This is a genomic window from Luteimonas sp. TWI382, from assembly GCF_039674545.1.
In the GTDB taxonomy this organism is placed as follows: Bacteria; Pseudomonadota; Gammaproteobacteria; order Xanthomonadales; family Xanthomonadaceae; genus Luteimonas.
On record NZ_JBDJNS010000006.1, the window covers coordinates 16,819 to 42,914 of the forward strand.

Here is a 26,096-nt window from a genome sequence, read left to right on the forward strand (position 1 = left end):
ATCGACGTCGTCGTCTAGGCGTAGGCGTCGAGCAGACCGATCCGCCGGGCCGTCGGTGCGGGCGCCGGCCGCGCTTCGGGGCCGGCGTCGTGCTGGGCGGTGGATGTCGCGCGGCCGGACGGCGACGACATTCCGTCGCGTGCGTCCGAGCCGCCGTCGTGGCCCACGCCGGCATGCGCGAGCTGGAAACCGTGTTCGCCGAGCAGATCCCGCAGCCGCGGCAGGCCCTGTTCGAGGGCGTCGCGGGTCTGTGCGTGCGGGCTGATGAAGTCGGCGGCGATGCGGTCGCCGTCGAGCTGCAGGCGCACCTCGACCGGGCCCAGGTCCTGGGGCGTGACGCGGATGCGGGCATGGCCGATCTTCTGGCCCGCCATCCATTCGAGCTGGGCGCCCAGGCGCTCCTCGAAGTCTCCGCGATGGACATCGGGCGTCGGCAGTGGGGCATCGAGCAGCGGCGGCGGCGTGCGCAAGGCCGGGGCCGGTGCGCCCGGCAGCGCGAATGCGATCGGCGCAGGGGGCTGGCCAGTATCGGGCGCGGGCTCGCTGGCCGGGTGCGTCGCGACGACGGCGATGGTCGCGAGCGTGTCGACGTCGCCGGTGGCGGCATCGGGCGACAGCGCGAGCGCGGGCATGCGCGGCGCGGTTGTCGCGGCGGCCGTGGTGATCGCCGCGGCCTGCGGCGGCGTCTGGGCCGCCGGCATTGCGGTTGTCTCGGCGGGCGGGTCGGCGACCGGCAGCGCGGCGAACCCCGGCAGCCCGACCAGGCCGGCCGGCGGCCACGGCATCGGATCGCCAGGCACCGGCCCGGTCCCGGTCGCGGCGGCCGGATCGTGGTCTTCGGAGGTCGGCGCGGTGTCGGGCGATGCCGCTGCCTCGACCTCGGCGGACGGGCGGTCGTCGTGCCGCCCTTCCGGCGCGCGCCGCTGCGCGGAGGCGTCGGTGCTGCGTTGCGCCTGCCGCCGTTCGAGGGCCCGGGCGAACCCGTCCTCGCCGTCGGCGGGGCCCGACGCCGCGCCGGTGCTGCGCGCCGCCGCGGACGGCGCGCCCATGCCGGGAGTCGCGGTCGCCGCCAGTGGGGTCATGCGTCCTGGCCCTCGCTCGCGGCCAGGCGCACGCGGCGCGCCCCCAGATCGTCGAGCTCACGCTGGGAGCGGCGCTCGTCGACCTGGCGCTCCTGCGCGCGATAACTGGCCGCCAGTTGCTCGAGTACCTGCTTGTCGCGGCTGGCCAGCAGCAGCCGGCCGCGTTCGAGCTCGACCGTCTGCCGGCTCTGGTCGACGGTGCGGCTCTGCTGCTCGACGGCGTTTTCCAGCCGATCCAGGAAAGCGCGGCGGTTGGCAAGTTGCGCCGGACTGGTCGCGGCGAGCTGGCTGTGGGCGTACTCGTCGGCATAGCGCCGCAACTCGGCCAGGCGGGCCTCGTGCGCGTCGAGCGAGGACTGGCGCTGGGCGAGTACGCGCGCCGCCGCGTCTTCGTGGTCCTGGGCGCGGCTGAGCAACGGATCGATGCGTCGGGACTGTTTCATGCAGCGGGTTCCTCAGGTTGCAGCAGGCGTTCGAGCGCCTGTCGGCTGTGTTGCAGGTCGGCAGCGCGGGCGATGTCCTGGCCCAGGAAGGCGACGATGTCCGGCCAGCGCGCCAGCGCTTCGTCGACCGCCGGGTCACCGCCGCGCTGGTAGGCGCCGATGGCGATGAGGTCGCGGTTGGCGTTGTAGGCGCTGACCAGACGCTTGAGCGCGCGGATCCGGTCGCGCCAGTCGACGTCGGCGATCTCGGTGACCACGCGGCTGACCGACGATTCGACGTCGATCGCCGGGTACAGGCCGGCGTCGGCGATCCGGCGCGAGAGCAGGATGTGGCCGTCGAGGATCGCGCGCGCGGCATCGGCGATCGGGTCCTGCGGATCGTCGCCTTCGGTCAGCACGGTGTAGAACGCGGTGATCGAGCCGCGGCCCTTGGCGCCATTGCCGGCGCGCTCGACCAGGGCCGGCAGCTTGGCGAACACCGACGGCGGATAGCCGCGCGTGGTCGGCGGCTCGCCCACCGACAGCCCGATCTCGCGCTGCGCCTGCGCAAAGCGGGTCAGCGAGTCCATCAGCAGCAGCACGTTGAGGCCCTGGTCGCGGAACCACTCGGCGATCGCGGTCGCGCGATAGGCGCCATGCAGACGCGCCAGCGGCGGCCGGTCGGCCGGCGCGGCGACCACGACCGCACGCCGCAGGCCATCCTCGCCCAGGGTGGTCTCGACGAAATCGCGTACCTCACGGCCACGCTCGCCGATCAGGCCCACGACGATCACATCGGCCGAGGTGAAGCGGGTCATCATGCCCAGCAGCGTCGACTTGCCCACGCCCGAGCCGGCGAACAGGCCCACGCGCTGGCCGCGGCCGATCGGCAGCAGCGCGTTGATCGCGCGCACGCCCACGTCCAGCGGCTGGGTGATCGGCTCGCGTGCCAGCGGGTTGATCGACACGCCGGCCATGCCGACGGTGCCCTCGGCACGGATCGGGCCCTTGCCGTCGAGCGGCACGCCGTCGCTGTCGATCACCCGGCCGAGCAGGCCCTCGCCGATCTCCACGCCGCCGCGGCGCTGCAGCGGCACGACGCGGGCGTTGGGCAGCAGGCCGTGCAGTTCGGCGCTGGGCATCAGCGAGGTGCGTTCGCCGGCGAAGCCGACGACCTCGGCCTCGACCCAACCCCCGTCGGCGACCTCGACCCGGCAGGTCGCGCCCATCGGCGCTTCGCAGCCGACCGCCTCGAGCGTCAGCCCGACCGCGCGGCGCAGGATGCCTTCGCGGATCAGCCCGCGTCCGGCCGCAGGGTCCGGCCCGGTGCTGTCCAGGCGCGCGGCCAGGCGCAGGTTGCGGGCGGCCAACCAGTCGGCGGGATCGGCGCGGGGCAGGGGGGCGCTCATCCGCGCGTCCCGGCGCGGCGCAGCACGGTGTCCAGCGCGCCGCGCAGCCGCGCCTCGAGACTGCCATCGATGCGCACGCTGGGCGCATGCACGCGCAAGTCGCCGCGCGCCAGCGCCGGATCGGCGACCAGGCGGGTCTCGTCCGGCAACGCCAGCAACGGCGTCAGCGAGGCGATGTCATCGGGATGCAGGCGCACCTCGACCTCGCGCGCCGCGCCGCCGACCGCATCGACGGCGTCGGTGACCAGTTCGGCCAGCAGTGCCGGCTCGGCCTCGTAGGCGCGGCCCACCAGGCTGCCTGCGATGCGCGCGGCCAGTTCGCCCAGCGCGGCGACGACTTCGTTTTCCAGCCGCGCCAGCGGCCGCGAGAAGTTGTCGAGGATGCCCTCGATCTGCGCGGCCAGCCGGCGCATCTCCGCCTGCGCCTGCGCCAGGCCTTCGGCGCGGCCCTGGGCCAGGCCCTCGGCATGGCCTTCGCGCTGGGCGTCGTCGCGGATGCGCTGGATCTCTTCGAGCGAGGGCGGGCGCGGCAGTTCGGCCGGGACCTCGGTGGCCGCGGGGGCAGGGACGAGGGCCGCGTCGAGCGCCGGTGCCAGCCAGCGCACCGCGCCGCTCATACCAGCGCCTCGGCGTTGCCGCCGCCACCGAGCGTCAGCGCGCCCTCATCGGCGAGCCGGCGCACGATCGTCAGGATCTCCTTCTGCGCCGACTCCACGTCCGACAGCCGGACCGGCCCGCGGGCTTCCATATCCTCGATCAGGATCTCGGCCGCGCGTTGCGACATGTTGCGGGTGATCTTCTCGCGCACACGCGGATCGGCGCCGCGCAGCGCGATGCCCAGGCGGTCGCCCGAGACTTCGCGCAGTACGATCTGCAGTTCGCGGTCGTCGAGTTCGATCAGGTCGTCGAACACGAACATCAGGTCCTGGATGCGCTGGCACAGCTGCGGGTCGATCTTGCGGATCGCACCCAGCAGCCCCTGGTCCTGGCCCGACTCCATGAAGTTGAGGATGTTCGCCGCGACCTTGACCCCGCCGACGGCCGACGACTTGAGGTTCTGGTTGCCGGCGAACTGCCGCTCCATGATCTCGTTGAGTTCGTTGAGCGCATTGGGCGGGATGCCGTCGAGCGTGGCGATGCGCAGCAGCACGTCGGCGCGGGTGCGCTCGGGCATCAGCTTGAGCGCATCGGCCGCCTGGTCGGGGTCGAGGTGCGACATCACGATCGCGATGATCTGCGGATGCTCGTGGCGCACCAGGTCGGCGATCGCGCGCGGGTCCATCCACTTGAGCGTGTCCAGCCCGGTGGTGTTGCGCCCCAGCAGGATGCGGTCGATCAGGCTGCCGGCCTTGTCGGCGCCCAGCGCCTGGACCAGCACCGCGCGGATGTAGTCGTCGGCGCCGACGCCGAGCGAGGTCTGCCGCTCCAGCGCGCCGTGGAAGTCGTCCATCACGCCGGTGACCTGCTCGCGGCTGACCGGCCCCATGGTCGCCATCGCCAGGCCGAGCTTCTGCACTTCCTTGGCGCCCATGTGCTTGAGCACCTCGGCCGCGTCGGCCTCGCCGAGCGAGAGCAGCAGCACCGCGGCGCGCTGCACGCCGGTCATCTCGCCGATGTCAGGTGGTCGCTTCATCGCCCAGCCATCCCTTCACCACCTGCGCCACGCGCTTGGAATCGGTCTTCACCGCCTCGCGGGCCTGCCGCAGGCGGTCTTCATAGGCATCGGACGGCAACGCGATCGCCGCCTGCGCGTGTGCCGGGCCCGACAGTGCGCCGATCTGCGCGGTGTCGTCGGCGAGCGCCGGCACGGCCTCGTCGTCGAGCAGCACGACCTCGGCGGTCTCGGGGTCGGCGCCGCGCCGGGGCTTGGCCGACGGCCCGGTGATCTGGCGCACAGCCGGGCGCACCACGCCGAACAGCAGCGCCAGCACGACCAGCGCGCCGAGCGCGATCCGCGCGATGTCGCGCAGCATCGGCTGCTGCCACCACGGCACCGCGCCGACGTCGTCGAGCGTCTCGCGCACGAACGGCGCGTTCATCACCGACACCACGTCGCCGCGGGCCTCGTCGAAGCCGACCGCCTGGCGCACCAGCGCCTCGATGCGCTGCAGTTCGGCCGCGGTCAACGGCTGCAGCGTGGTCGCGCCGTCGGCGCCGGTGCGCGGCACGTGGTCGACCAGCACCGCGGCGGTGACCCGGCGGATCCGGCCGCCCGGCTGGCGGGTGTGGCTGAGCGTGCGGTCGAGCTCGTAGTTGCGGGTCGCGCTGCGCGACGATTCGCCCGTGTTGCCTGCGGCCGCGGCGACCGCCGCATCGACCGGCGCCGGGTTGGCGGCGGTATCGGGCAGGTTGCTGGTCGCGCCAGGGATGCCCTGGGGACCCGCGGGCGCGCTGTTCTCGCTGGTCTGCTCGCTGCGCAGCTTGGGCGGCTCGGCGTTGTAGAGCTCGCGCGCTTCTTCGCTGACCGAGAAATCCATGTCCACGGTGACCTCGGCGTTGACCCGGCCGGCGCCGGTCATCGGCTCGAGCAGCTCGCGGATGCGCTGGTTGAACGAGGTCTCCTGGCGCCGCGCCTGCTCGAACTGCTGCGCACTCATCGCCGCGTCCGGGTCCTGGCGGCTGTCGCTGAGCAGGCGGCCGTTCTGGTCGACGATGGTGACGCGCTCGGGCGCGAGGTCGGGGATGCTGGAGGCGACCAGGTGCACGATCGCGTCGACCTGTCCGCGCTCGAGACTGGCGCCGCCGCGCAGCTCGAGCACGACCGAGGCACTGGCGGCCTCGCGCTGGCGGGTGAAGGCGCTGGGCTTGGGGATCGCCAAGTGCACGCGGGCGTCGCGCACCGGGCGCAGGGCTGCGATCGTGCGCACCAGTTCGGTCTCCAGCGCATGCTGGTAGCGCGCGGTCTCGACGAACTGGCTGACCCCGAAGCCTGGGTCGCGCTCCATCAACTCGAAGCCCAGGCGACCCGACTCGGTCAGCCCGGAGCCGGCGAGCTTCAAGCGGGCGTCGTGCACGTTCTGCTCGGGCACCGAGATCGCGCCGGTCGCCTGGTCGATGCGGAACGGGATCTGCGCGGTACGCAGCAGGTCGGTGGCTTCGGCCGTGGCCTTGGCGTCGAGGCCGGCGTACAGCGGCACGTAGCCGGGCGTCTGCGACCAGAAGAACACGATCAGGCCGCCGGCGATGGCCGCGGCCAGCAGCAGCATCTTGCCCAGACGGCGGGCGAGCTGCATCTTCTCCAGCCGGTCGAGCACCTCGACTGCCTTGCCGCCGGCCTTGTCGGCGTTGAAGACATCCTTGGGAAGCGGGATCGCCATGGGTCAGTCGGTCTCCGGTGCCGTCACAGCGGCATGTTCATGACGTCCTGGTACGCCTGTACCAGACGGTTGCGCACTTCCACCGTGGCGCGGAATGCCACCTGCGATTGCTGCGAGGCCACCATCACCTTGGCCAGATCCGCGCCCGGCTCGCCGAGCTCGAACGCGCGCACCAGCGCGCCGCTGCGCTGCTGCGCCGCGTTCACGCCCTCGATCGCGTTGCGCAGCGTCGCGCCGAAACTCGGGCTCGCCGCGCCTGCGACGCCACCCGGCGCCTGCGCGCCGCCCAGGCCCTGGACCGGGATCGCATCCGAGCGCGCGGCATCGGCGGCGATCGTCTCGCGCGCCTGCGCCATGGCCGGCATCTGGCCCTGGAAGCTGCGGATCTGCGAGAGGATCGAATTGACCGAATGGCTCATGGGGGCGGGGTGTCGGAAGCCTGCCGGGACGATGCAAGTCGCGTGCCGCGGGCCTTGCGACAGTGGCGCCGGACTCTTGGCGCCGCACCCGATGCGCGGTTTTGCCCGCCCGACAAAGGCGGCGCGCGTTCTCGGGTTGTCGGGTGGCGGGCGCGGCGTCCGCTCAGGCGGCCAGTTCGCGCTCGATGCCGTACTTGCGCAGCTTCTCGGCCAGCGTGGTGCGGCGCAGGCCCAGCAACTGCGCGGCGTGCGCGACGACGCCGTCGCTGCGCTCGAGCGCCTCGCGGATCAGGCCCAGCTCGATCCGTGCCATATGGTCGCGAAGGTCCAGCCCGTCCTCGGGCAACTGCGTCGGTTCGGCCGCGTCCGCGGTCGCAGCGGGCGCTTGGACGTCCGCCTGCGGCGCCGCAGGCGTGTCGATCAGATGCTCGCGGTAGCGTTGCGGCAGGTCCTGCACGCGTACCATGCCGCCTGGATTGAGCACCGCCAGGCGCTCGACCAGGTTGCTCAGCTCGCGCACGTTGCCCGGCCAGGCATAGCCGGCCAGGGCCTCGATCGTGTCGGCCGCGAAGCGGATCTCGCCGCGGCCGTTGCGCGCCAGCTGGCCGGCGATCGTGGCCATCAGCTCGGGCAGGTCGTCGCGCCGTTCGCGCAGCGACGGCATCTCGATCGGGAACACATTGAGGCGGTAGAACAAATCCTCGCGAAACTGGCCCTCGCCGATCCGCGCCTCGAGGTCGCGGTGGGTCGCCGCGATCACGCGGACATCGCAGCGGATCGACTGGTTGCCGCCGACGCGCTCAAAGCACCGCTCCTGCAGCACGCGCAGCAGCTTGACCTGCATCGGCAGGCTCATGTCGCCGATCTCGTCGAGCAGCAGCGTGCCGCCCTCGGCCATCTCGAAGCGGCCCTTGCGCGCCGACAGTGCCCCGGTGAACGCGCCCTTCTCATGGCCGAACAGCTCGCTTTCGAGCAGTTCGGCCGGGATCGCACCGCAGTTGATCGCCACGAACGGCCCATCGCGTCGGGCCGAGCGCTGGTGGATGGCGCGCGCGGCGACTTCCTTGCCGGTGCCCGATTCGCCCAGCACCAGCACCGTGGTGTCGAACGGCGCCACCTGGTCGATCATGCGTCGCAGGCGCCGGACCGGCTCGCTGCTGCCGGTCGGCCCGAAGCCCTGCTCGGTCGAGGCCTGGCGGTCGGCATCGATGCGCTTGAGGCTGGCGATGCGCAGCAGGTTCTCGAGCTGGGCGTGGCGCAGCGGCGATTCCAGCGTCCACACCCCGGCCTCGTGCAGGCCGTGCGCGGCAGCGAACGTCGGCGCTTCGCCGTCGATCAACAGCACCGGCGGCGCGATGCCGGCCTGGCCCAGCCAGCCGAAGAAGGCGGGCGCGGCGGCATCGTCGGCGGCGATGTCGCCGACCAGCACTGCGACCCAGTCGCTGGACCGGTGGCGCGCGGTGGAGATCTCGCCGGCCTCGGCGACCCAGCGCGGGCGCAGGTCCATGAATTCGAGCAGCGTGCACAGCCGCTCGGCGCGGTCGCCGTCGGCGTCGATGACCAGGATGCGCGGCTCGCTCACAGCTGCGCTCCCGGCTCGCCCTGCGGATGGCGCAGGCTGTCGAGGATCTGCATGACTTCCTGGATATAGGACAGCTTGCTGACGAAGTTGTCGGCGCCGGCGCGCGTGGCGTGCTCGCGGTGCTCGGCGTCGTCGAAGTGGCTGGCGATCACGATGTAGGGCGGGTCGTCCTGCGCCTTGATCAACCGCGCGGCCTGCAGGCCGCCCATCTCCGGCATCGCCAGGTCCATCAGCACCACATCCGGGCGCAGCGCCTCGGATTGCGCGATGGCCTCCAGGCCGTTGCCGGCGGTGCCGACCACGTCCAGCCAGTCCAGTCGGCGCAAGTGGCGCAGCGCGGCATTGATGAAGCCGTCGTGGTCGTCGACCAGCAGTACCTTGATCTTGTCCATGGGGGTCTCAGGCCGTTCGGGCCAGTGGCGCGGACGCCGGGGCGCGGCGCAGACGTGCGGGCGGAATGTCGAGCTGTTCGCGGTACTTGGCGACGGTACGCCGCGCGATGTGCACGCCCTGGCGTGCGAGCAGCGCGGCGATCGCGTCGTCGGCCAGCGGGCGGTGCCGCGGCTCGGCCTCGATCAGCCGCCGCACCATCGCCCGGACGGCGGCGCCGGAGACTTCCGCGCCTTCCAGGCGCACTGCGAAGAAGCGCTTCATCTCGATCGTGCCGCGTGGCGTCTGCAGATACTTGCCGGTGGTGATCCGCGAGACCGTCGATTCGTGCATGCCGATCGCCTCGGCGACCTCCTTGAGGGTCAACGGCGCGATGGCTTCCTCGCCCTGGGCCAGGAAGGCCGCCTGGCGTTCGACCAACACGCGCGCGGTGCGCAGCAACGTGTCGTAACGCATCGACAGGCCACGTGCGAACCAGCGCGCCTCCTGCAGCAGTTCGCGCATCGGCGCGGCGGCCTCGCCGCCATCGGCAAGCAACCGCTCGTAGCCGGCGTTGATCGTCACGCGCGGGGTCGTGACCGGGTTCAATGCGACGCGCCAGCCGGCGTCGGCATGCCAGACCACGACATCGGGCACGACCGCGTCGTCGGATACGGGGGCGCCGGTCTGGGCCGGGCGCGGATCGAGCGCGCGCACCAGCGCGATCGCTTCGTGGATATCCTCGACCGCGCGGTCGAGACGGCGGGCGATCGCATCGACATCGTGCGCGGCCAGCAGGTCGAGCGCGACCGCGACCAGGCGCCGGGCCAACGGACGGCCGGGCACGTGGCCGGGCTGGGCGTCGAGTTGCGCCAGCAGGCACTCGCGCACGTCGCGGGCGGCGATGCCGGCCGGATCGCCGGCCAGCAGCCGCTGGCGCACCGCCTCGGCTTGCGCCGCCGAGCAGCCCAGCTGCGTCGGCGCCTGTTCGGCGAGCGTCTCGGGCGGCGCGACCAGATAGCCGGCCTCGTCGCAGTGGGTCAGCCAGAACGCGGCGATCGCCAGTTGCGCGTCCGAAAGTTCCAGCGCCAGGCGCTGCAGGATTCGCCAGTGCGGATCGCTCGACGGCTCGGCCGCGATCCGCTGCAGACCGTCGTCATCGCCGCTCCAACTCGCGCTGCGCACGTCCCACATCGTGCTGTCGGGCAGTTCGTCGAACGCGGCGACCTCGACCCGGCCATCGGGGATGGCGTCGGTATCGACCGGAGCGGGCGCGGCGACGGGGACCTCGTCGAGCTCCAGCATCGGGTTGTGCGCGAGCACGCGGCGCACTTCCAGCTCCAGCTGCTGCCCATCGAGCTGCAGCAGGCGGATGGACTGCAGCAACTGCGGTGTGAGGTGCAGCTGTTGGCCGAGCTGCAGCGAGGCGGAGGCCTTCATGTCGGAATCCCGTCGCGCCGGACGTCGACGCGTGCAGGCATCGTGAAGGCGGCGTGACGGCAACGCTATCGGGCCGTTCCCCACGTCGGCAAGGGATTACCTGACTGCTGTCGGGGTTTCCCCGACACCCCGATCGGCATCGGCGCCGGAATTCCGGCGGCGCGGCGTCAGTCTCCGGCCGGCCGCTGCCGCGCGGCGAGCAGCACCAGGTCGTTGGCGCGCCGGCAACCGAGCGTCTCCATCATGCGTGCACGGTGGGTTTCCACCGTCTTGATGCTGATCGCAAGCTCGGCGGCGATCTCCTTGCTGCTGCGCCCGCGACCGATCAGGTCGAGGATCTGCTGCTGGCGCCTGGACAGCGCATCGACGCCGCCCTGCACCGGGCGGCCGAACATCGGTGCCATCAGCCGCGACGACAGCCGTGGGCTGAGATACAGCTCGCCGGCCGCTGCGGTGCGCAGCGCCAGTTCCAGTTCCATCGGGGCGGCGTCCTTGACGATGAAGCCGGCCGCGCCGCGTTCGATCGCCGTGCGCACGTGCTGGGCGTCGTCGTGCATCGACATGATCAGCACGCGGGTGGCGGGCAATTGCGCGCGGATCGCGACCATGGCCTCGATGCCGCTGCGGCCAGGCAGCGAGAGGTCCATCAGCACCAGGTCCGGGCGATGGGCCAGGCTCAGCGCCAGCGCCTCGTCGGCGCCGCTGGCCTGTGCGCACACATCGACGTCGTCGAAGCCCTGCAGCAGCCGGTCCAGGCCGGCCCGCACCAGCGTGTGGTCATCGACGATCAATACGCGCACCAGCCCGGTCCCCTCCTGGCCGCCGTCTGAGCGGCCTCCCGGTGGACAGGATACGTCAGCGCGGGGCAGGCGGGTTTCAGCGCCGCCGTTGTTCGGCGACCTGGCGCCGGTGCAGGCGGAACAGATGGCGGTCCAGTGCCTCAACGAGGTCGGCGCGCAGACCGGCGAAAGCCAGCCACACCCGGCTCCCGGCATGGCCTTGTTCGCAGGCCACGACGGTCGCCGGCAAGGCCAGATGGTCGGGCAGCCAGTCGGCCGGCTGCAGCCGCACGATCGCGGCCGCGCCCGGCGGCAGATGCTCGCCCGGTTCCAGGTCGACCCGCAGGCCATGGCAGGACCAGTGCAGCCGGCGATCGACCAGGCCGTCGTCGCGCCGCGCCAGCCGGCCGAGCAGGGCGAGGATCAGGTCGAGCTTGGCGTCCATGCGCTGGGCCAGCAGCGGCAGGTCGCCGTGGTCCTCGCCGCCGTCGTCCTTGCGCAGGTCCTCGATGTGGGCGAGTGCCGACAGCAGGGTGATGGCCTCGGCCTGTCGGCCGGCGCCGTCGGCCGGTTCGATGGCCATCGGCAGGTCGAGCTCGCAACTCAGCGCGTCGCCGAACAGCCGCGCCTCGGCTTCGGCGGGCGTGGTCGATGCAAGCGGATTCACGGCGTCTGCTCCAGTCCGGCATAGAGCCTGGAGGCCGCGTTGGCACGGTGTGCCTGCCGCAACCGCGCGGCGGCCGTGTCGCGGCGTGCGCCCAGGCGTGCGGTCAGCGCGAGTTGGGCGTCGAGCAGGGCGCGCAGCGCCGGCGCCGGTGGCGCGTGCCCGGCGGATGCGCCCACTGCGGGCCCCACCGTGGCCTGCAGGCGCTGGTGATAGGCGTCCAGCAGGCCGGCCGCGGTCTCCACGTCATCGTGCGCGATCGCCGCATCGAGCGCGGCGAGGTCGCGGTGCAGGGCCTCGAGCCCACTCATGCCGATGCGCCGGTCGCTTCGTTTGCCGCCTCGCCGGGCCCGATCGCGGCCCAGGCGGCATCGACCTCGGCCAGCAGCGCCAGCGACTCGCGTAGGCCGGTCGGGTCGTTCTGCAGGTTGGCTTCGGTCAGCCGACGGACGATGTAGTCGTAGAGCGAGGAGAGGTTGGCGGCGATCTCGCCGCCGGCTTCGTGGTCGAGCGAGCCGTCGAGATGGCCGACGATCGCGCAGGCCTCTCCGATTGCCTTGCCCTTGCGCGCCTGATCGCCCCGTTCCAGGCAGGCTTCAGCCAGGCGGATGCGCTCGCAGGCGCCGGCCAGCAGCAACGCAACCAGCCGGTGCGGATCGGCCTCCATGACGGCGCCCTCCAACTGCGTCTGTCGGTACTGCTGGGCATAGTTGCGGGGCATCATCGGGCGTCTCCGAGGGATTACTTCGAGGTCTGCGCCGACAGCGCGGCGAGCTGCTGGGCGAGATAGGAATTGGTGGTGCTCATCTGCGCCATGAGCTTGTCGAGGGCGACGAACTGCGCCTTGTAGCGCTCGGCGACGCCCTTCATGCGCAACTCCAGCGCATCGCGCTGCTTGCCGATGTCCTTGAGCTGGCCATCGAGTCCGTCCTTGCGCGAGGTGAACGAGCCTTCCTTGCCGACATAAGACTTGACCACCGCGTTGAGCCGGCTGGCGATGCCGGTCTGCCCGGTGAACGCCGCCGCGATCTTGGCCGGATTCTCGGCCATCGCGGCGTCGAACTTGGCGGCATCGAGCACCAGATTGCCGTTAGGATTGGGGTGGCCCTGGGTCTGCAGGCCCAGAGTCTTGGCATCCAGCCCCTGGGCGGCGAGTTCGCCGAGCAGTTCGCTCATCATGCCGCGCAGTTGGGAGCCGGCGCCGCGCATCTGCGCATCGCCGGTCAGCGACGACGGCGTCTTGGTCTCGGCGTTGTAGCTGGTGGCGGTGGTGATGGCGTTCAGAGCGGCGTTGTAGGCCTTGACGAAGCCTTCGACCGCGGCGCGGCTGCCGGTGGGATTGGCGTCGACCTCGACGATGCTCGTCCCGGCATCCTTGAGCTTGAGAGTCAGTCCCTGCACCGTATCGGTGACGGTGTTGCTGGCACTGGTGCTGACCAGCCCATCGATGGCGATCCGCGCGTCGCTGGCGGGCGTCTGCTCCGCCAGGCCGTCGACCAGGCCGTGCAGAGCGCTGTCGCCCTCGAGCACCGAGATCGTGATCGCATGCGCCGCGCCGGTCTTGGCGCTGCCCAGAGACAGGTGCTGGCCCTTGTCGGAGGTCAGCAGCGCGGCCTGCACGCCGTGCTTGCCGGCGGCGGCGGTGATCGCATTGCGGATGTCGGCCAAGCTGGCGTCCTTGGCCACGGTGACATCGACGATATCCTTGCCGATCCCGACCCGCAGGGTGCCGGCCCCGAACTTGGTGGCCTTGCCGATGCCGTCGCCGACCAGCTTGTGGGCGGTGGCCAGGCGCTCGACCACGACCTCGTAACGCCCCAGCGGCGTATTGCCGCCGACCGTGGCGCCGAGCACGGTATCGGTGACGGTCCCGCTGGGCGGCGTGCCGGTCGTCGAGCGCGAGCTGACCATACGAGCGCCCAGCGCCTCAGGCTTTTGCAGGGCATCGAGCGCGGTCTTGAGGCCGTCGAATGCGGACGTCACCCCGCCCAGGCCCGAAAGCTTGAACTTGGCGTTGGTCTCGAGCTTGTTCAGGCGCGTGTCGTGCGGCGCACGATCGTTGTTGACCAGCTTGGTGACGATCGCACTGATGTCCAGGCCGGAGCCCACGCCGCCGTAGCCGAAGGAATAGTCCGCCATGTCCGGTCTCCCGTTGCCCGCCGACGCCGCGCCGTGCAGGCACGCGCCGTATGGAATGGATATCGGCGCCGACGCGCCGCGCTTGAGTCGACGTCGGACATGCAGGTTGCATGCCAGCGGACGATCGGCGTCCCGCCGGTATGTTCCGCACAGGGTCTGCAGACAAGCGAAACCCGCCTTTCGTTGCCGAAAGGCGGGTTGCGTCCACGTCAGTGCGGGATGTGCGGCGCGATCAGCGCAGCAGGCTCAGCACGCTCTGCGGGATCTGGTTGGCCTGCGCCAACATTGCGGTCCCGGCCTGCTGGAGGATCTGCGTGCGCGACAGCTCGGCGGTCTCCTTGGCGAAGTCGGTGTCGACGATGCGGCTGCGCGAGGCCGCCAGGTTCTCCGACCCGGTCTGCAGGTTCGCCACGACCGAGCTGAAGCGGTTCTGCACGGCGCCCAGGTCGGCGCGGGCCGAGTTGACCGACTTCAGGGCCGCGTCCATCGCCAGGATGGCGTTTTCGGCGCCACGCTCGGACGAGATGTCGAGCTGGGCGAAGCCGGTCGCGGCGGCGCCTTGGGCGAAGTTCGCCGTCGTGCCAGCGGTCAGGCCGGTCTGTTCGAGCAGGCCTGCGGCATCGCCTCCCTGGGCGGCGCCGACCGTGAAGTTGCCATTCGCCGACGACAGCGCGACATTGCCGTTGTCGTCGAGCGCGGCGGTCACGCCGGTGTTGTAGCTCTGGTTGTTGATCGCGGTGACCAGGTTGCTGGCGCGCTCCGACGCGCTGCCCGCGGCGCCGTAGCTGATCGTGATCGCCTCGGAGTTGTCGCCCGACGGCAGCACGCCCTGCAGCGTGAAGCTGCCGGCGGTGAAGCTGCCCGTGGCGCCTGCTTCGGTCTGTGCGGCCACCGCACCGGTGATCCCACCGGTCAACGCGACAGCGGCACCGGAGGTGTTGCTGAAGGTGACGACGCCGTTTTCCGCGGCGGCGGTCAGGCCCGCGGCCTGGTCGGTGATGCCCGCGGCGATCGCGGTGGCCAGCCCGGCCGCGTCACGACCGGCCGCGGCGGCGATCTCCACGTTGGTGCCGTTGACCGCGAACGTGAACGCAGCGGCCGCATTGGCGACGCCCGCAGTGTCGAAGGCCAGCGTGCCCGGCGTGGCAGCGCCGCCGCCCGCATCCGCGCCGCCGGTCGCGGCGACGCCCGTGGCCGTTGCCGAAGTGGCGGCTTCGTTCCAGTTGCCGAGCTTGCTGATGTTGGCGTTTGCGATCTGCGCAACGCTGATCGTCTGCCCCTGGTTGGCGCCGACCTGGAAGGCCTGGTTCTGGAAGCTGCCGTCGAGCAGCTTCTTGCCGTTGAAGTTGGTCTGCTCGGCGACGCGCTGGATCTCCGACTTCAACAACTGAACTTCGGCGTTGAGCGCAGCACGGTCTGTGCCGGAGTTAGTGGCGTTGCGCGACTGCACCGACAGCTCGCGGATGCGCTGCAGGTTGTTGCCGATCTCGCCCAGCGCGCCTTCGGCGGTCTGTGCCAGCGAGATGCCGTCATTGGCGTTGCGGGCGGCCTGATTGGCACCGCGGATCTGGGTGCTGAAGCGCTGGGAAATCGCCAGGCCGGCGGCGTCGTCCTTGGCGCTGTTGATACGCAGGCCCGAGGACAGGCGCTGGATCGTCGTCGACAGGCTGGCGCTGTTGGTCGACAGGTTGCGCTGGGCGTTGAGCGAAATGGTGTTGGTGTTGATGACGGACATTGCTGGTCTCCTGGATGAGGGATCCGGCGGGTACAGGGCCTTGCCGGGTGGCTCCGCAGGGGCTTGCCGTCTCACCGGCCCTGTCCTCTGCTGACACCATTAACGGCGTGCCGGGGCTGGGCTTTAGGGTTGTCGTTGCACATCATGGGACAGGTTGCCATCTGCCCGTTCGCTGGGCCTAGGTGAGGTCCGCGGGAGGCACCGAATCGCGGCGACCGAACACAGTCTTGTTGTTCATTAGTTTTTGTATCCATTCATTTGCATTCCGTGCAAAATGTATAGGATGAGCAACGAAACCGAGGAGCCTGCCGTGGCTGTCGAACGTGTTCCCGACGTGGCAACCCAGGCCAGGTATAGCGGGCAAAGGCTGCGCGACAGGCGCAAGTCGCTGGGCATCAGCATGACGGCCGCCGCTGAAGCTGCAGGCATGTCGCGCGTCACTTGGCATCGACTGGAGCGCGGCGAGACCTCCGTCGCTTGGGGCTATGTCCTCGCGGCGGTGCATGCGCTGGGGCTTGAGGTCGAGATCGAAGTCCCAGGTGCGGCTTCGACTGCATCCGCGCCTTCGGATCTCCCAGCGCTGCCGCTGACGATCCGCCTCTCCGATTACGCGCAGTTGCAGCGCTTGGCGTGGCAGGTCGGCGACGGCGCCACGATCCTGTCACCGCGGGAGGCGCTGGCGCTTTACGAGCGCAATCGGCGACATCTGGACATCGCGGCGCTCGCCTCCGGGGAGCGCGCCTTGATCGATGCGTTGTCGCAGGTGTTCGACGTGGATGTCCTCGGTGTTTGAACGCGGTCATCACCGCCGGATCGCCGCTGTGCTCGACGCGTTGGACGGCGACCGCCTGCGCCAGGCCCAATGCTGGTTCGGTGGTGGCACCGCCATCGCCTTGGCCCACGGCGAGTATCGCGAATCGGTGGACATCGATCTGATGGTGTCGGATGTTGCCGGATATCGCTGCCTGCGACAGATGCTGGCCGGTCGCACATCTGACGCCCATCCTGAAGGCCGGTCGGACGTCACCGACGGTGACCCGCGCCCTTCGCGCGGACCAATACGGCATTCGGGCATGGCTCGATGTAGACAGTGTGCCGATCAAGTTCGAGATCGTGCCTGAGGGCAGGATCGAATTCGACACGCCCCGCGTTCGCGACACGATCTGCGGCATTCCGACGCTCACGCGCCCCGATCTCGTGGCAAGCAAGCTGCTCGCGAACGCCGATCGCTGGGCAGACGACAGCGCGTTCTCGCGCGACGCCCTGGATTTGGCCATGATGGCGCCGGCGCCCAGCACGTTGCGACCCGCCATCGCCAAGGCCCGGAGCGCCTATGGCGATGTGGTCGTGCGAGACCTTCAACGGGCGCTGGAGGCGCTGCATCGCCGACCCGAACACCTGGCGCGTTGCATGCGAGCAATGTCGATGACGTTGCCGCCAGCCTTGCTGCAGCAACGGCTCCGCGCGTTGCGGCTGAGACTGCAGCGCATGGAGCAGGCCTGAGCGTATCGCGAACGTGGGGGCTCGTGCAGAAGACGTTTCGCGGACGCGCCGTGGACGTCCAGGCGCCCTGCGCGTAGCTGGCCGTGCGACGCGCGGCGATGCTGCCTGGGTCAGCGCAGCCGATCGAACAGCGACAAGCGCTGCATCTGCACGAAGCTCAGCTGGGCGGCGTCGAGCGCGACCTTCTCGAGGTTGAACTGGGCGATGGCCTTGGCGTAGTCGAGGTCGCGCAGGCCCGAGAGCGTGGACTCGATGGTCAGGCCCTGGGCGCCGCGCAGGCTATCGGCGCCGTCGAGCGCCGACAATTGGGCGCCGCCGGCGGCGCGCGCATCGATGAAGTGGTCCTGCGCCGTGGCGATGTCGCGCATCGCGCCCTGCAGGGCATTCTGCTGCGCAGCCCTCTGGGCGTCGGTGGTCGGATCGAGCGCCAGCGCGCCGAGCAGGCGGTCGATGGTCGCGAACACGTCGCGCGTCGTCGCCGGGCCGACCTCGAACGCATCGCCATCGGCCGGCGTGCCGCCAAGCACCACGTGGACGCCCTGCACGTCGATGGCCTCGCCGTCGACGTGCGTGCCGCTGGCGACCACTTCGCCGGCGGCATCGCGCACCTCATAGGCGCCGTCCTCGCCGAACGCGATCCGGTACTGGCCGCCGTCCCAGCGCGACGAATCGGCGACCGAGAAGCTGCCGACCCGACCGGTGCCGGTGTTGCCGGCCTGCGCGGCGACGTCCACGCGACCATCGCCGGTGCGCACCCGCAGGAACACATCGCTGCCGGGCAGGGTGTCGGCGACAAACAGTTGCGGGGCGACCTCGACCTGGCGCTGGGTCTGGTCGCCGCCATAGGCAACGCTGCCGGCGACCCGACTGAACGGTGGGCTGCCGTCCTGGGTGCCGCCGAACAGGTAGCGACCGGCGCCGTCGGGGCTGTTGGCCACTTCCAACAGGCTGTCGCGCAGGTTGGTGATTTCGATGGCGATGGCCTGGCGGTCGCCATCCGACAGCGAGGCACTGTTGGCGCGCACGGTCAGCTCGGTGATCCGGCCCATGATGCCGCCGGCCTGCGTCAGCGCGCTTTCCTGCATCCCCAGACGGTGCCGCACGGCGTCGCCGTTCTTGCCGAAGCGTTCGAGTTCGGCAAGCGCCCGATCCAATCCGACCGCGGCGCCGGCGCCGACCGGATCGTCCTTGGCGGTCAGCAGTTTCTGCCCGGTGCTCATCTGCTGCTGCAGGCGCGCCAGCGACGCCTGCTTGGACTGCAGCGAGGCGATCGACTGCTGGTAGAGCATGCTGGTGGAGATGCGATTGCTCATCGGCGGACCGCCCCCAGGATCGACTGGAACAGGGTGTCGGCGGTGGAGATGATCTGCGCGGCGGCCTGGTAGGCCTGCTGCAATTGCAACATGTTCGCTGCCTCCTCGTCGAGATTGACGCCCGAGATGCTGGCGCGCGCCGACTCCGCCTGGGTGTGCACCACCGCCTGCGCTTCGGCGGCGTAGGCCGCGTGCCGGGCGGTGGAGCCGACGGCGGAGGTCAGGCCCGAGATCGCGCCGTTAAGGCTGACGTTGCCCCCGTCGAGCAGGCGCAGGTCGTCGAGCCCGGCGAGCAGGGCGGCGTTGCCGTTGTCGCTGGAGCCGGCGCCGGTCGGGTCGACCGTGAAGGTATCGCCCGCGGCCGGCACGCCGTCGAGCACGAACGACCAGCCATTGGCCTGGATCCGCGCGCCCGGTGTGTAGGGGAACGGCCCGTCGCCATTGATCGTGTACTGATCGCCGTCGAGGAACTCGATGCTGGCCGGGCCCGCGAGCGCGGCCTGGGCGTCATCGACGCGCATGCCCGACGGCTTGCCGCTGCCCTGGTTGTCGAGCGCGGCATCCACACGCACCGCCGTCGCGGCGGCGATCCGGCCCGGATCGGTGATCGCCACCGCCAGCCCACCGGCGACCTGGGCGGTGGGCTGCAGCAGGAAACGGTCCTGCTGCGCGGGCGTGCCGTCGACGACCAACGCGATGCCGCCCACCCGCAACGGATCGTCGGCGGTGCCGGTGCCTGCGACCGGCACCGCGACACCGGTGGCCGCATCGCTGGCCGACCAGGCGCCATCGCGCCACTGCACGACCAGATTGCGGCCATCGACCGCGGCGAGGTCGGCGACGCTGGCCGACAGCCGTGCCGATCCGGCGTTGGCCGTGTGGCCGGAGACCACCGGCGCGGGCACGCTGAAGAAATCGCCGCCGCGTGCGCCGGTCTGGTCGACACCAGCGGCGTGCCCGGCGTTGAAGCGCATGCCCAGCCCCAGCGCGATGCGGCCCAGTTCGGCCTGGGTCGGGTCCAGCACCTGGCTGCGGAACTCGAGCAGCCCGCCCAGGCGTCCGCCCATCGCACGCTCGTCGATGCGCACCGTCTGGCCGGTGCCCTGCAGCGCGAGCTGCTGCCGTTCGGGACGGTAAGGGTCGGAGACGGTGGTCAGTTGCGAGGCCTGCGCCCCGACGACCAGCGCCTGGCCGCCGCTGGAGAACACGTTGATCGCGCCGCCGTCCTGCGCCACCGCAGTGCCGCCGGTCCAGCCGACGAGTTGGGTGATCAACTGGTCGCGCTGATCGAGCAGGTCCGGCGATGCGGTCGACGCGCTGCTGATGCGTGCGTTGAGCTGGGCGATCTGGCCGGCCAGCCGGTTGACCTCGGTGGCGCCTGCGACCAGCCCGTTGTCGACCTCGGTCGCCAGGCGCCCGAACTCGCCGTGCAATTGCTGGAAGCGCGACGTCAGCGCCTTGGCGTCGCCGAGCAGGCTCTGCCGCTCGGCCGATGCCGAGGCCTTGGACGACAGGGCGCTGACGGCATCGAAGAAGTTCGACCATTGCCCGGCGATGCCGGTGGCCGACTCGGACATCAGGCTGTCGACGCGGCCGGTGAGGGTGGAGAGTTGCTGCAAGCGGGCCAGTTCGCCGCCGCTGTCGATCAGCCGCGCATTGGCCAGATCGTCGGCGACGCGGCGGATGTCGCTGATCCGGGTGCCGCTGCCGATATAGCCCACGCCGATGTCGCGCGGGGTGCCGGTCGTGAACTCGACCTGCTGGCGACTATAGCCGGGCGTCTTGAGATTGGCCACGTTGTGGCCGACGGTCGACAGCGCCCGCTGGAACGCAATCAGGGCGCTGGTGCCGGTGGTGAGGACGTTGGCCATGACGGGTCCTGGCGACTAGCGGCGGGTGAATGCCTGGCCGGGCGCATCGGCGCCGGCGAAGCGGAGCGGCTGCACGGCGTCGCCAGCCTCGCGTGCGACTTCGGCGATCGTCGACAGCGCGCGGCCAAGCGTGGGGCCGTTGGCGATCGCGCTGATCTTGTCGGCGTAGCGCGGATCGGTGGCATAGCCGGCCTGCTGCAGCGCGCTGGCGAAGCGGCGCACGTCGCCGCCCGACTCGAGCGCCTGGCGATAGCGGGGGGTCTGTTTGAGCAGCCGCACGTAGTCGGCAAAGCTCTCGGCCGGCGATGCATAGGCGCGGAACTGCGCGCGCTCGTCGCGGCGCACGCCGTTGCGGTACTCATGGGTGCTCGCGGTGGCGCGCTCGCCCTGCCAGCCCGTGGCCTTGATGCCGAACAGGTTGTGCGCGGTCCCGCCGTCGTCCTGGCGGATCATGCGCCGGCCCCAGCCGGTTTCGAGCGCCGCCTGCGCCACCAGCGCCCGGGCATCGACCCCGAGCTCGCGCGCCGCGCTCTGCGCGTGCGACCAGATCGAGGCGACGAAGCCTTCGGGCGTGCGCGCACCGAGCCGATCGGCGGCCGCGCGCGAGGCGCTTTCCAGCGCAGCCGCTCCCGGCACCAGCGCGGTCGCGGCCGCGCCTGCGGCCGAGGCTGCAGGCTGCACGCGCGCCAGCAGCCGATCGATGAAGCCATCCATCGGCGAGGCCGGGCTCGCCGTCTCGCCGGACACGTCGGTACGCCCGGCGATCAGATCCAGGGTGCGCGCGCCCAGCGTTTCGGGCAGCAAGGACCGGTCGCCAGGGGCGGCTGTGGCAGGCGGCAGTGGCGCGGTCGGGTTCAATCGCGTGTCCAGCGCCGGGGCGGCCTCGGCGCCCCCCAACTGCCGTGCGATCGTCTTCGCCAGGCCCAGCCCCGGACCGTCGGTCAACGACTTGGCGAGCTTCTGGTCGTAGAGGTCGCGGTAGAGCTGGTTCTCGCCGGGGAACAGCGCATCGCCGAAGCTCGCATCGCGCATGCTCTTGATCAGCATCTGCGCGAACACGCCCTCGAACTGGCGTGCGGCGTCATCGATGCGGGCAGCATCGGGCCGTTGGCTGGGCGCAAGATCGATGGGCGTCGGGGCGATGCGCATGTCAGATCACCTCCAGTTCCGCGCGCAGCGCGCCGGCCTGCTTGAGCGCTTCCAAGATCGCGATCAGATCGCCGGGCGCGGCGCCCACCGCATTGACCGCGCGGACGATCTCGTCGAGCGAGGTGCCACCAGCGAACTTGAACATGCGGCTGCCGTCCTGGCCGATCTCGATGTCCGACCGTGGCGCCACGACCGTGCTGCCGCGGCCGAAGGCCTCGGGCTGGCTGACGTCCACGCTCTCGGTGATGGTCACGCTCAGCGAACCATGCGCGATCGCGGCCGGCAGCACCTTGACCTGCGCGCCGATGACCACGGTGCCGGTGCGTGAGTTGACGATGACCTTGGCCGGCGCCGAACCGGCGGCCAATTGCACGTTCTCGACCTGCGCGAGGAAGCCGATCCGCGCACCCGGGTCGTACGGCGCGCGCACCGCGACGGTCACGCCGTCGACCGCGCGCGCCGTGCCCGGACCGAAGCGCGCGTCGAGCGCGGCGACCATGTTGGCGATGGTGCTGAAATCGGCGCGGTTGAGGTTGAGCGTCAGCTCGCCGCTGTCGCCAAGGTCCCCGGTCGCGACGCCGCGCTCGACCATCGCGCCGTTGGGGATGCGGCCCACGCTCGGGATATTGACCGACACCCGCGAGCCGTCGCGGCCCTGCGCGCCGAAGCCGCCGACGACCAGGCTGCCCTGGGCGATGGCGTAGACCTGGCCATCGGCGCCCTTGAGTGGCGCCATCAGCAGGGTGCCGCCGCGCAGCGAGATCGCATTGGCGATCGACGAGACGGTCACGTCGATTGTCTGGCCGGGCTTGGCGAACGGCGGCAGTTCGGCGTGGATCGCGACGGCGGCCACGTTCTTGAGCTGCGGGTTGACGTTCGACGGCACGGTCACACCGAGCTCGTTGAGCATGTTGCGCAGGCTCTGCACGGTGAAAGGCGCCTGGCTGGTGCGGTCGCCGCTGCCGTCCAGGCCGACCACCAGGCCGTAGCCGACCAGCGCGTTGCCGCGCACGCCGCCGACGGTGGCCAGGTCCTTGATGCGCTCCTGCGCCCAGGCGGGCACGCACGCGCACAAGGCGAGCGCGACGACGAGGAACGGGCGGAGGCGGGCAGGGCGCATGACGGGACTCAGTAGGGAGACAGCCGCGAGTTGAAGAACCGGCCGAGCCAGCCCATCGCGTTGGACTGGGCGATCGCGCCGCGGCCACCGTAGACGATCCGCGCGTCGGCGACACGGCCCGACGGCACGCTGTTGTCGGGGGCGATGTCGGCCGGGCGCACGATGCCCTGGACCTGCACCAGTTCGTTGCCCTGGTTCAAACGCAGCTCCTTGCTGCCTTCGACCACGAGATTGCCGTTGGGCAGGCGCTGCACCACGGTGACGGTGATGCTGCCCTGCAGGCGGTTGCTCTGGGTGCTGCGGCCGTTGCCGTCGAAGCTGCGCTTTCCGCTGGCGCTGGCGCCCAGCACCTCGCGCCCACCGATTGTGACCGGGGCGCCGAACAGGTTGGGGGGCGCGATTGCCACGCTGCTGTCCTTGCCGACCTTGGTCGCGGCGTTGGTCTGCGCGATGGTGCTCTCGATCAGCTGGATCGTGATCAGGTCGCCAACCTCGCGCGCGCGCTTGTCGGCGAACAGCGACAGCCCGCCGCCGCCGGCCTGGTAGATCGCACCCTGGGTCGCATACGTCGGCGGCGCGGCGACCGGCTGGATCGGCGCCAGCGCAGGATAGGGCCGGACATCGCCGGCGGCCACGCAGCCGCCGAGCAGCGCGGGCAGGGCCAGCAGCACGAGCGCGCGCGGCGCGGAAGGCGGACGGACGAACATGACGGCCTCAGATCTTGTTGTTCAGATAGCCGAGCATCGAATCGGTGGTCGAGATCGCCTTGGCGTTCATCTCGTAAGCGCGCTGGGTCTCGATCATGCTGACCAGCTCCTCGACCACGTTGACGTTGCTGCCTTCCAGCGCGCCCTGTTCGATCAGCCCCAGCCCGTTGAGGCCGGGCGTGCCGTTCTGGGCAGGGCCCGAGGCCGTCGTCTCCAGATACAGGTTCTCGCCGCGCGCCTGCAGGCCCGCGGGGTTGATGAAGTCGGTGATCGTCAGCGCGCCGATCTCCAGCGCTTGGCCTTCGCCGGCCATCTGCACGGTGATCGTGCCGTCCTGGCCGATCGTCATCGCCTGCGCGCCCTCCGGGATCTGGATGCCCGGCTGCACCGCGAAGCCGCTGTTGGTGACCAGTTCGCCCTGTGGGCTGATCTTGAAGCTGCCGTCGCGGGTGTAGGCAGAGGTGCCATCGGGCAGCAGCACCTCGAAGAACCCGCGACCGTTGACCATCACATCGAGCGCGCGGCCGGTCTGCTGCGGATTGCCCTGCTGGAAGTCCTTGGCCGTCGACACCACGCGCACACCGGTCCCCAACTGCAGGCCGGTTGGCAGCTGCGTCTGCGCCGAGGTCGCACCGCCCGGCTGGCGCACCTGCTGATACAGCAGGTCCTCGAAGTTGGCGCGGTCGCGCTTGAAGCCGGTGGTGTTGGTGTTGGCCAGATTGTTGGAGACCACCGACATGCGCGTCTGCTGCGCATCCAGCCCGGTCTTCGCCACCCACAGTGCCTGGTTCATCGTCGTGTCCTCGATGCGGCGCACCGCGCCGTCCCCAATCAGCGATGCAATCCCCGTGCCATCGCCTCAAAACCGGGGTCAGAGTGCAATTACGTAGCGACTGCATCGGGTCGTCTTGCCACGACGACGAAATTGCACTCTGACCCCGGTTTTGAGGCCCGGTTTTCTAGCGTCAGCCGCCCAGGCGGAGCAGGCTGTTGGCGGCCTGGGCGTTGTCGTCGCCGCGCTGGATCAATTTGACCTGCATTTCGAATTGGCGCTGCAACTGGATCATCTGCACCAGGGCGCCGGCGGCGTCGACGTTGCTCGATTCCAGGGCGCCGGTGGTCATGACGTTGCCGACAGCCTCGGCCGGCGGCCGCTGGGGATCGGCGCTGCGCATCAGCCCGTCGAGTCCGCGTGTGAGCCGGTCGGGGGGCGCTTCGACCACACGCAGGCGGCCGACGATTGCCAGCGTCTGCGGGCCTTCGCCCAGGGGCACGATCGACACCGTACCGTCTTCGCCGATGTCCAGCGCCTGGTGCGGCGGCAGCGCCAGCGGCTGGCCGTTCTCGTCGATCAGCGGATGTCCGCCGCCGGTCACCAGCTGGCCGTTGGGGGTCGGCGACAGATTTCCGGCGCGGGTATAGGCCTCGCCGCCGTCGGCCGACTGCACCGCCAGCCAGCGGTCGGGCCGCAGCGAGACATCGAGCGCGTTGCCGGTGACCCGCTGCGCACCGACCCGGCTGTCGAAGCCCTGATCGATGTGCATCGCGTCGATGCGCGAGGCGTGTTCGCCGCCGGGCACGCGATACGCCTGCGTGTTGGCCAGCGCGGCCTTGAACCCGGCGGTTTCGGCATTGGCGAGGTTGTGCGCCACTGTGCCCTGGGCCTGCAGCGTGGCGCGCGCGCCGCTCATGGCGACGTAGAGGGCTTTGTCCATTCGGCGGGCTCGGTCAGCGAGAAGCGAGAGAACGCGACGTGCAGCGGGCGGATCACCGGGCCGTCGATACCTGACGCGCCGGTGGCCGAACCCCGGCCTATCGGATGTTGATGACCGACTGCGTCACCTTGTCCTGGGTCGAGATCATCTGCGCGTTGGCCTGGAAGTTGCGCTGGGCGACGATCATGTTGACCAACTGTTCGGTCAGGTCGACGGTCGACGATTCCAGCGCGCCGGCCTGCAGCTGGCCGAAGTCGGCGCTGTCGGGCACGCCGGTGCGCGAGGCGCCCGAGTCGTAGCTTTCGGCCCAGAAGTTGTTGCCCTGAGACTTGAGGCCCTGCGGGTTGACGAAGGTCGTCAATGCGACCTGGCCCAGCGCGGCATTGGCGCCGTTGGAGTAGCGCGCGAAGACCACACCGTCTGCGGCGATACTGATCTCGTCGAGCTTGCCGGCCGCGTAGCCGTCCTGGCGGTTGTCGCGCAGCTGGAAGCCGTTGCCGTACTGGGTCGAGCCGCCGACATCGAGCGTCACCGCGACCTCGCCTGCGCCATTGCCCGGCGCGAACGGCGTCAACACGATGCGGCCGTCGGCGGGCGTGGCCAGCGCGCCGTTGTCGGTGAAGGTGAGCGTGGCGACATCGCCCACGCGTCCGCCGTCGATGTAGGTGTGCACCTGCCATTCGTTGGCGGCTTCGGTCTTGACGAAGTACGAGGTCTGCACGTGGCTCACGCCCAGCGAGTCGAACACCGTGACGCCGCCGCTCGAGGCGGTGTAGCTGTTGGGTTCGCTCGGATCGAAGGCCGCGATCGTGGGCGGCTGCGCGTTGCCGGGCAAGGTGAACTTCAGGTGGACCGCGGTGGTCGCGCGCGGCGGACTGTCGGTGGTCAGCAGTTGCAGATCGGTGACCCGGCCGATGTCGAAGCCATTGCCGTTGGCGCTGGGCGGATAGACCTGCAGGCGGGCCCCGTCCGGGGTGCCGATGTACCCCTGGTTGTCGGCCTGGAAGTTGCCGGCGCGGCTATAGAGCCGGGCGCCGTTCTTGTTGAGGGTGAAGAAGCCCTCGCCGTCGATCGCCATGTCGAGATTGCGACCGGTCGGCGCGATGTTGCCCTGGGAAAACTGCTGGGCGACGTTGCTCAGCTTCACACCCGAGCCGACCGCGTTGCGCGCCAGGCCGTAGGACGTGCGCGAAAACAGGTCGCCGAACTCGGCGCGCGATGCTTTGAAGCCGGTGGTGTTGACGTTGGCGATGTTGTTGGCGGTGACGTTGAGGTCGGCGTTGGCCGCGTTGATGCCGGACAGGGCGGTATTGAAGCTCATGGCGGACTCCGTTGAGGTCGAGCGCGGATGAAAAGGGCGG

At 70.7% G+C, this 26,096-nt stretch carries 27 protein-coding genes; 3 read left to right on the top strand and 24 right to left on the bottom strand.

Translation table 11 applies throughout. The annotated features are described in order from the left end of the window. Positions 1 to 14: 14 nt before the first annotated feature. From ABE505_RS05655 to ABE505_RS05730, 16 genes are all read right to left on the bottom strand, one after another. Positions 15 to 1,082, bottom strand: coding sequence for a flagellar hook-length control protein FliK (locus ABE505_RS05655; RefSeq protein ID WP_346442586.1), 1,068 nt, complete (start codon positions 1,080 to 1,082; stop codon positions 15 to 17). Further along, on the bottom strand, positions 1,079 to 1,525 hold the full coding sequence (gene fliJ / locus ABE505_RS05660; protein ID WP_346442584.1) for a flagellar export protein FliJ: 447 nt from the start codon (positions 1,523 to 1,525) through the stop codon (positions 1,079 to 1,081). Before fliJ ends, ABE505_RS05655 begins: the two co-directional genes overlap by 4 nt. Further along, positions 1,522 to 2,913: a flagellar protein export ATPase FliI gene (gene fliI / locus ABE505_RS05665; protein ID WP_346442582.1), complete on the bottom strand. Its 1,392-nt coding sequence runs from the start codon at positions 2,911 to 2,913 to the stop codon at positions 1,522 to 1,524. The genes fliJ and fliI overlap by 4 nt, the downstream gene beginning before the upstream one ends. Continuing rightward, a complete protein-coding gene (locus ABE505_RS05670; protein WP_346442581.1) occupies positions 2,910 to 3,530 on the bottom strand; it encodes a FliH/SctL family protein in 621 nt (206 codons plus the stop codon). The genes fliI and ABE505_RS05670 overlap by 4 nt, the downstream gene beginning before the upstream one ends. Continuing rightward, on the bottom strand, positions 3,527 to 4,519 hold the full coding sequence (gene fliG / locus ABE505_RS05675) for a flagellar motor switch protein FliG (RefSeq protein ID WP_183427103.1): 993 nt from the start codon (positions 4,517 to 4,519) through the stop codon (positions 3,527 to 3,529). The genes ABE505_RS05670 and fliG overlap by 4 nt, the downstream gene beginning before the upstream one ends. Positions 4,520 to 4,529: 10 nt before the next feature. Beyond that, a complete protein-coding gene (gene fliF / locus ABE505_RS05680) occupies positions 4,530 to 6,230 on the bottom strand; it encodes a flagellar basal-body MS-ring/collar protein FliF (protein WP_346442579.1) in 1,701 nt (566 codons plus the stop codon). A 23-nt stretch (positions 6,231 to 6,253) separates the two neighbouring features. After that, positions 6,254 to 6,649, bottom strand: a complete 396-nt coding sequence (fliE, locus tag ABE505_RS05685; RefSeq protein WP_346442578.1) for a flagellar hook-basal body complex protein FliE — start codon at positions 6,647 to 6,649, stop codon at positions 6,254 to 6,256. 163 nt (positions 6,650 to 6,812) lie between these two features. Further along, positions 6,813 to 8,231: a sigma-54 dependent transcriptional regulator gene (locus ABE505_RS05690; protein WP_346442576.1), complete on the bottom strand. Its 1,419-nt coding sequence runs from the start codon at positions 8,229 to 8,231 to the stop codon at positions 6,813 to 6,815. Next, positions 8,228 to 8,623, bottom strand: a complete 396-nt coding sequence (locus ABE505_RS05695) for a response regulator transcription factor (RefSeq protein WP_346442574.1) — start codon at positions 8,621 to 8,623, stop codon at positions 8,228 to 8,230. The genes ABE505_RS05690 and ABE505_RS05695 overlap by 4 nt, the downstream gene beginning before the upstream one ends. A 7-nt stretch (positions 8,624 to 8,630) precedes the next feature. Next, the gene (gene rpoN, locus ABE505_RS05700) at positions 8,631 to 10,040 is read right to left on the bottom strand and encodes an RNA polymerase factor sigma-54 (protein WP_346442573.1); all 1,410 of its coding nucleotides are present in this window, start codon (positions 10,038 to 10,040) and stop codon (positions 8,631 to 8,633) included. Between the two features lie 167 nt (positions 10,041 to 10,207). Next, positions 10,208 to 10,840 carry a response regulator transcription factor gene (locus ABE505_RS05705; protein ID WP_346442571.1) on the bottom strand — a complete coding sequence of 211 codons (633 nt, stop codon included), beginning with the start codon at positions 10,838 to 10,840 and terminating at the stop codon, positions 10,208 to 10,210. Between the two features lie 76 nt (positions 10,841 to 10,916). Then, entirely contained in the window at positions 10,917 to 11,486 is a 570-nt protein-coding gene (locus ABE505_RS05710; protein ID WP_346442569.1) for a PilZ domain-containing protein, read from the bottom strand. Continuing rightward, positions 11,483 to 11,794, bottom strand: coding sequence for a hypothetical protein (locus ABE505_RS05715; RefSeq protein WP_346442568.1), 312 nt, complete (start codon positions 11,792 to 11,794; stop codon positions 11,483 to 11,485). Before ABE505_RS05715 ends, ABE505_RS05710 begins: the two co-directional genes overlap by 4 nt. Next, positions 11,791 to 12,207, bottom strand: a complete 417-nt coding sequence (gene fliS, locus ABE505_RS05720; protein WP_346442567.1) for a flagellar export chaperone FliS — start codon at positions 12,205 to 12,207, stop codon at positions 11,791 to 11,793. Before fliS ends, ABE505_RS05715 begins: the two co-directional genes overlap by 4 nt. Positions 12,208 to 12,224: 17 nt before the next feature. Further along, a complete protein-coding gene (fliD, locus tag ABE505_RS05725; protein WP_346442565.1) occupies positions 12,225 to 13,622 on the bottom strand; it encodes a flagellar filament capping protein FliD in 1,398 nt (465 codons plus the stop codon). Positions 13,623 to 13,854: 232 nt separating this feature from the next. Then, complete coding sequence (locus ABE505_RS05730; protein ID WP_346442563.1) at positions 13,855 to 15,357, bottom strand: flagellin; 1,503 nt, start codon at positions 15,355 to 15,357, stop codon at positions 13,855 to 13,857. A 283-nt stretch (positions 15,358 to 15,640) separates the two neighbouring features. Between ABE505_RS05730 and ABE505_RS05735 the strand changes: the two genes are divergently transcribed. From ABE505_RS05735 to ABE505_RS05745, 3 genes are read left to right on the top strand one after another with little or no spacing between them, the layout of a single operon-like run. After that, a complete protein-coding gene (locus ABE505_RS05735) occupies positions 15,641 to 16,150 on the top strand; it encodes a helix-turn-helix transcriptional regulator (RefSeq protein ID WP_346442561.1) in 510 nt (169 codons plus the stop codon). Continuing rightward, on the top strand, positions 16,134 to 16,478 hold the full coding sequence (locus ABE505_RS05740; protein WP_346442559.1) for a nucleotidyl transferase AbiEii/AbiGii toxin family protein: 345 nt from the start codon (positions 16,134 to 16,136) through the stop codon (positions 16,476 to 16,478). Before ABE505_RS05735 ends, ABE505_RS05740 begins: the two co-directional genes overlap by 17 nt. After that, positions 16,450 to 16,860, top strand: a complete 411-nt coding sequence (locus ABE505_RS05745) for a nucleotidyl transferase AbiEii/AbiGii toxin family protein (RefSeq protein ID WP_346442558.1) — start codon at positions 16,450 to 16,452, stop codon at positions 16,858 to 16,860. Before ABE505_RS05740 ends, ABE505_RS05745 begins: the two co-directional genes overlap by 29 nt. A gap of 110 nt (positions 16,861 to 16,970) precedes the next feature. Here the strand turns inward: ABE505_RS05745 and flgL are convergent, their stop codons facing one another. The 8 genes from flgL to flgE all read right to left on the bottom strand — a co-directional run bounded on the left by flgL (position 16,971) and on the right by flgE (position 26,056). Then, positions 16,971 to 18,173 (bottom strand): flagellar hook-associated protein FlgL, encoded by a 1,203-nt coding sequence (flgL, locus tag ABE505_RS05750; RefSeq protein WP_346442556.1) that lies wholly within the window; start codon positions 18,171 to 18,173, stop codon positions 16,971 to 16,973. Next, complete coding sequence (gene flgK / locus ABE505_RS05755; protein WP_346442555.1) at positions 18,170 to 20,044, bottom strand: flagellar hook-associated protein FlgK; 1,875 nt, start codon at positions 20,042 to 20,044, stop codon at positions 18,170 to 18,172. The genes flgL and flgK overlap by 4 nt, the downstream gene beginning before the upstream one ends. A 15-nt stretch (positions 20,045 to 20,059) precedes the next feature. Next, entirely contained in the window at positions 20,060 to 21,193 is a 1,134-nt protein-coding gene (gene flgJ / locus ABE505_RS05760) for a flagellar assembly peptidoglycan hydrolase FlgJ (protein ID WP_346442553.1), read from the bottom strand. Position 21,194: 1 nt separating this feature from the next. Then, on the bottom strand, positions 21,195 to 22,313 hold the full coding sequence (locus ABE505_RS05765) for a flagellar basal body P-ring protein FlgI (RefSeq protein WP_346442552.1): 1,119 nt from the start codon (positions 22,311 to 22,313) through the stop codon (positions 21,195 to 21,197). Between the two features lie 8 nt (positions 22,314 to 22,321). After that, entirely contained in the window at positions 22,322 to 23,020 is a 699-nt protein-coding gene (gene flgH / locus ABE505_RS05770; protein ID WP_346442550.1) for a flagellar basal body L-ring protein FlgH, read from the bottom strand. 7 nt (positions 23,021 to 23,027) lie between these two features. Beyond that, a complete protein-coding gene (gene flgG, locus ABE505_RS05775; RefSeq protein WP_346442548.1) occupies positions 23,028 to 23,813 on the bottom strand; it encodes a flagellar basal-body rod protein FlgG in 786 nt (261 codons plus the stop codon). Positions 23,814 to 23,985: 172 nt separating this feature from the next. Continuing rightward, complete coding sequence (locus ABE505_RS05780; protein ID WP_346442546.1) at positions 23,986 to 24,735, bottom strand: flagellar basal body rod protein FlgF; 750 nt, start codon at positions 24,733 to 24,735, stop codon at positions 23,986 to 23,988. Between the two features lie 97 nt (positions 24,736 to 24,832). After that, complete coding sequence (gene flgE, locus ABE505_RS05785) at positions 24,833 to 26,056, bottom strand: flagellar hook protein FlgE (RefSeq protein WP_346442544.1); 1,224 nt, start codon at positions 26,054 to 26,056, stop codon at positions 24,833 to 24,835. Between the last annotated feature and the right edge of the window lie 40 nt (positions 26,057 to 26,096).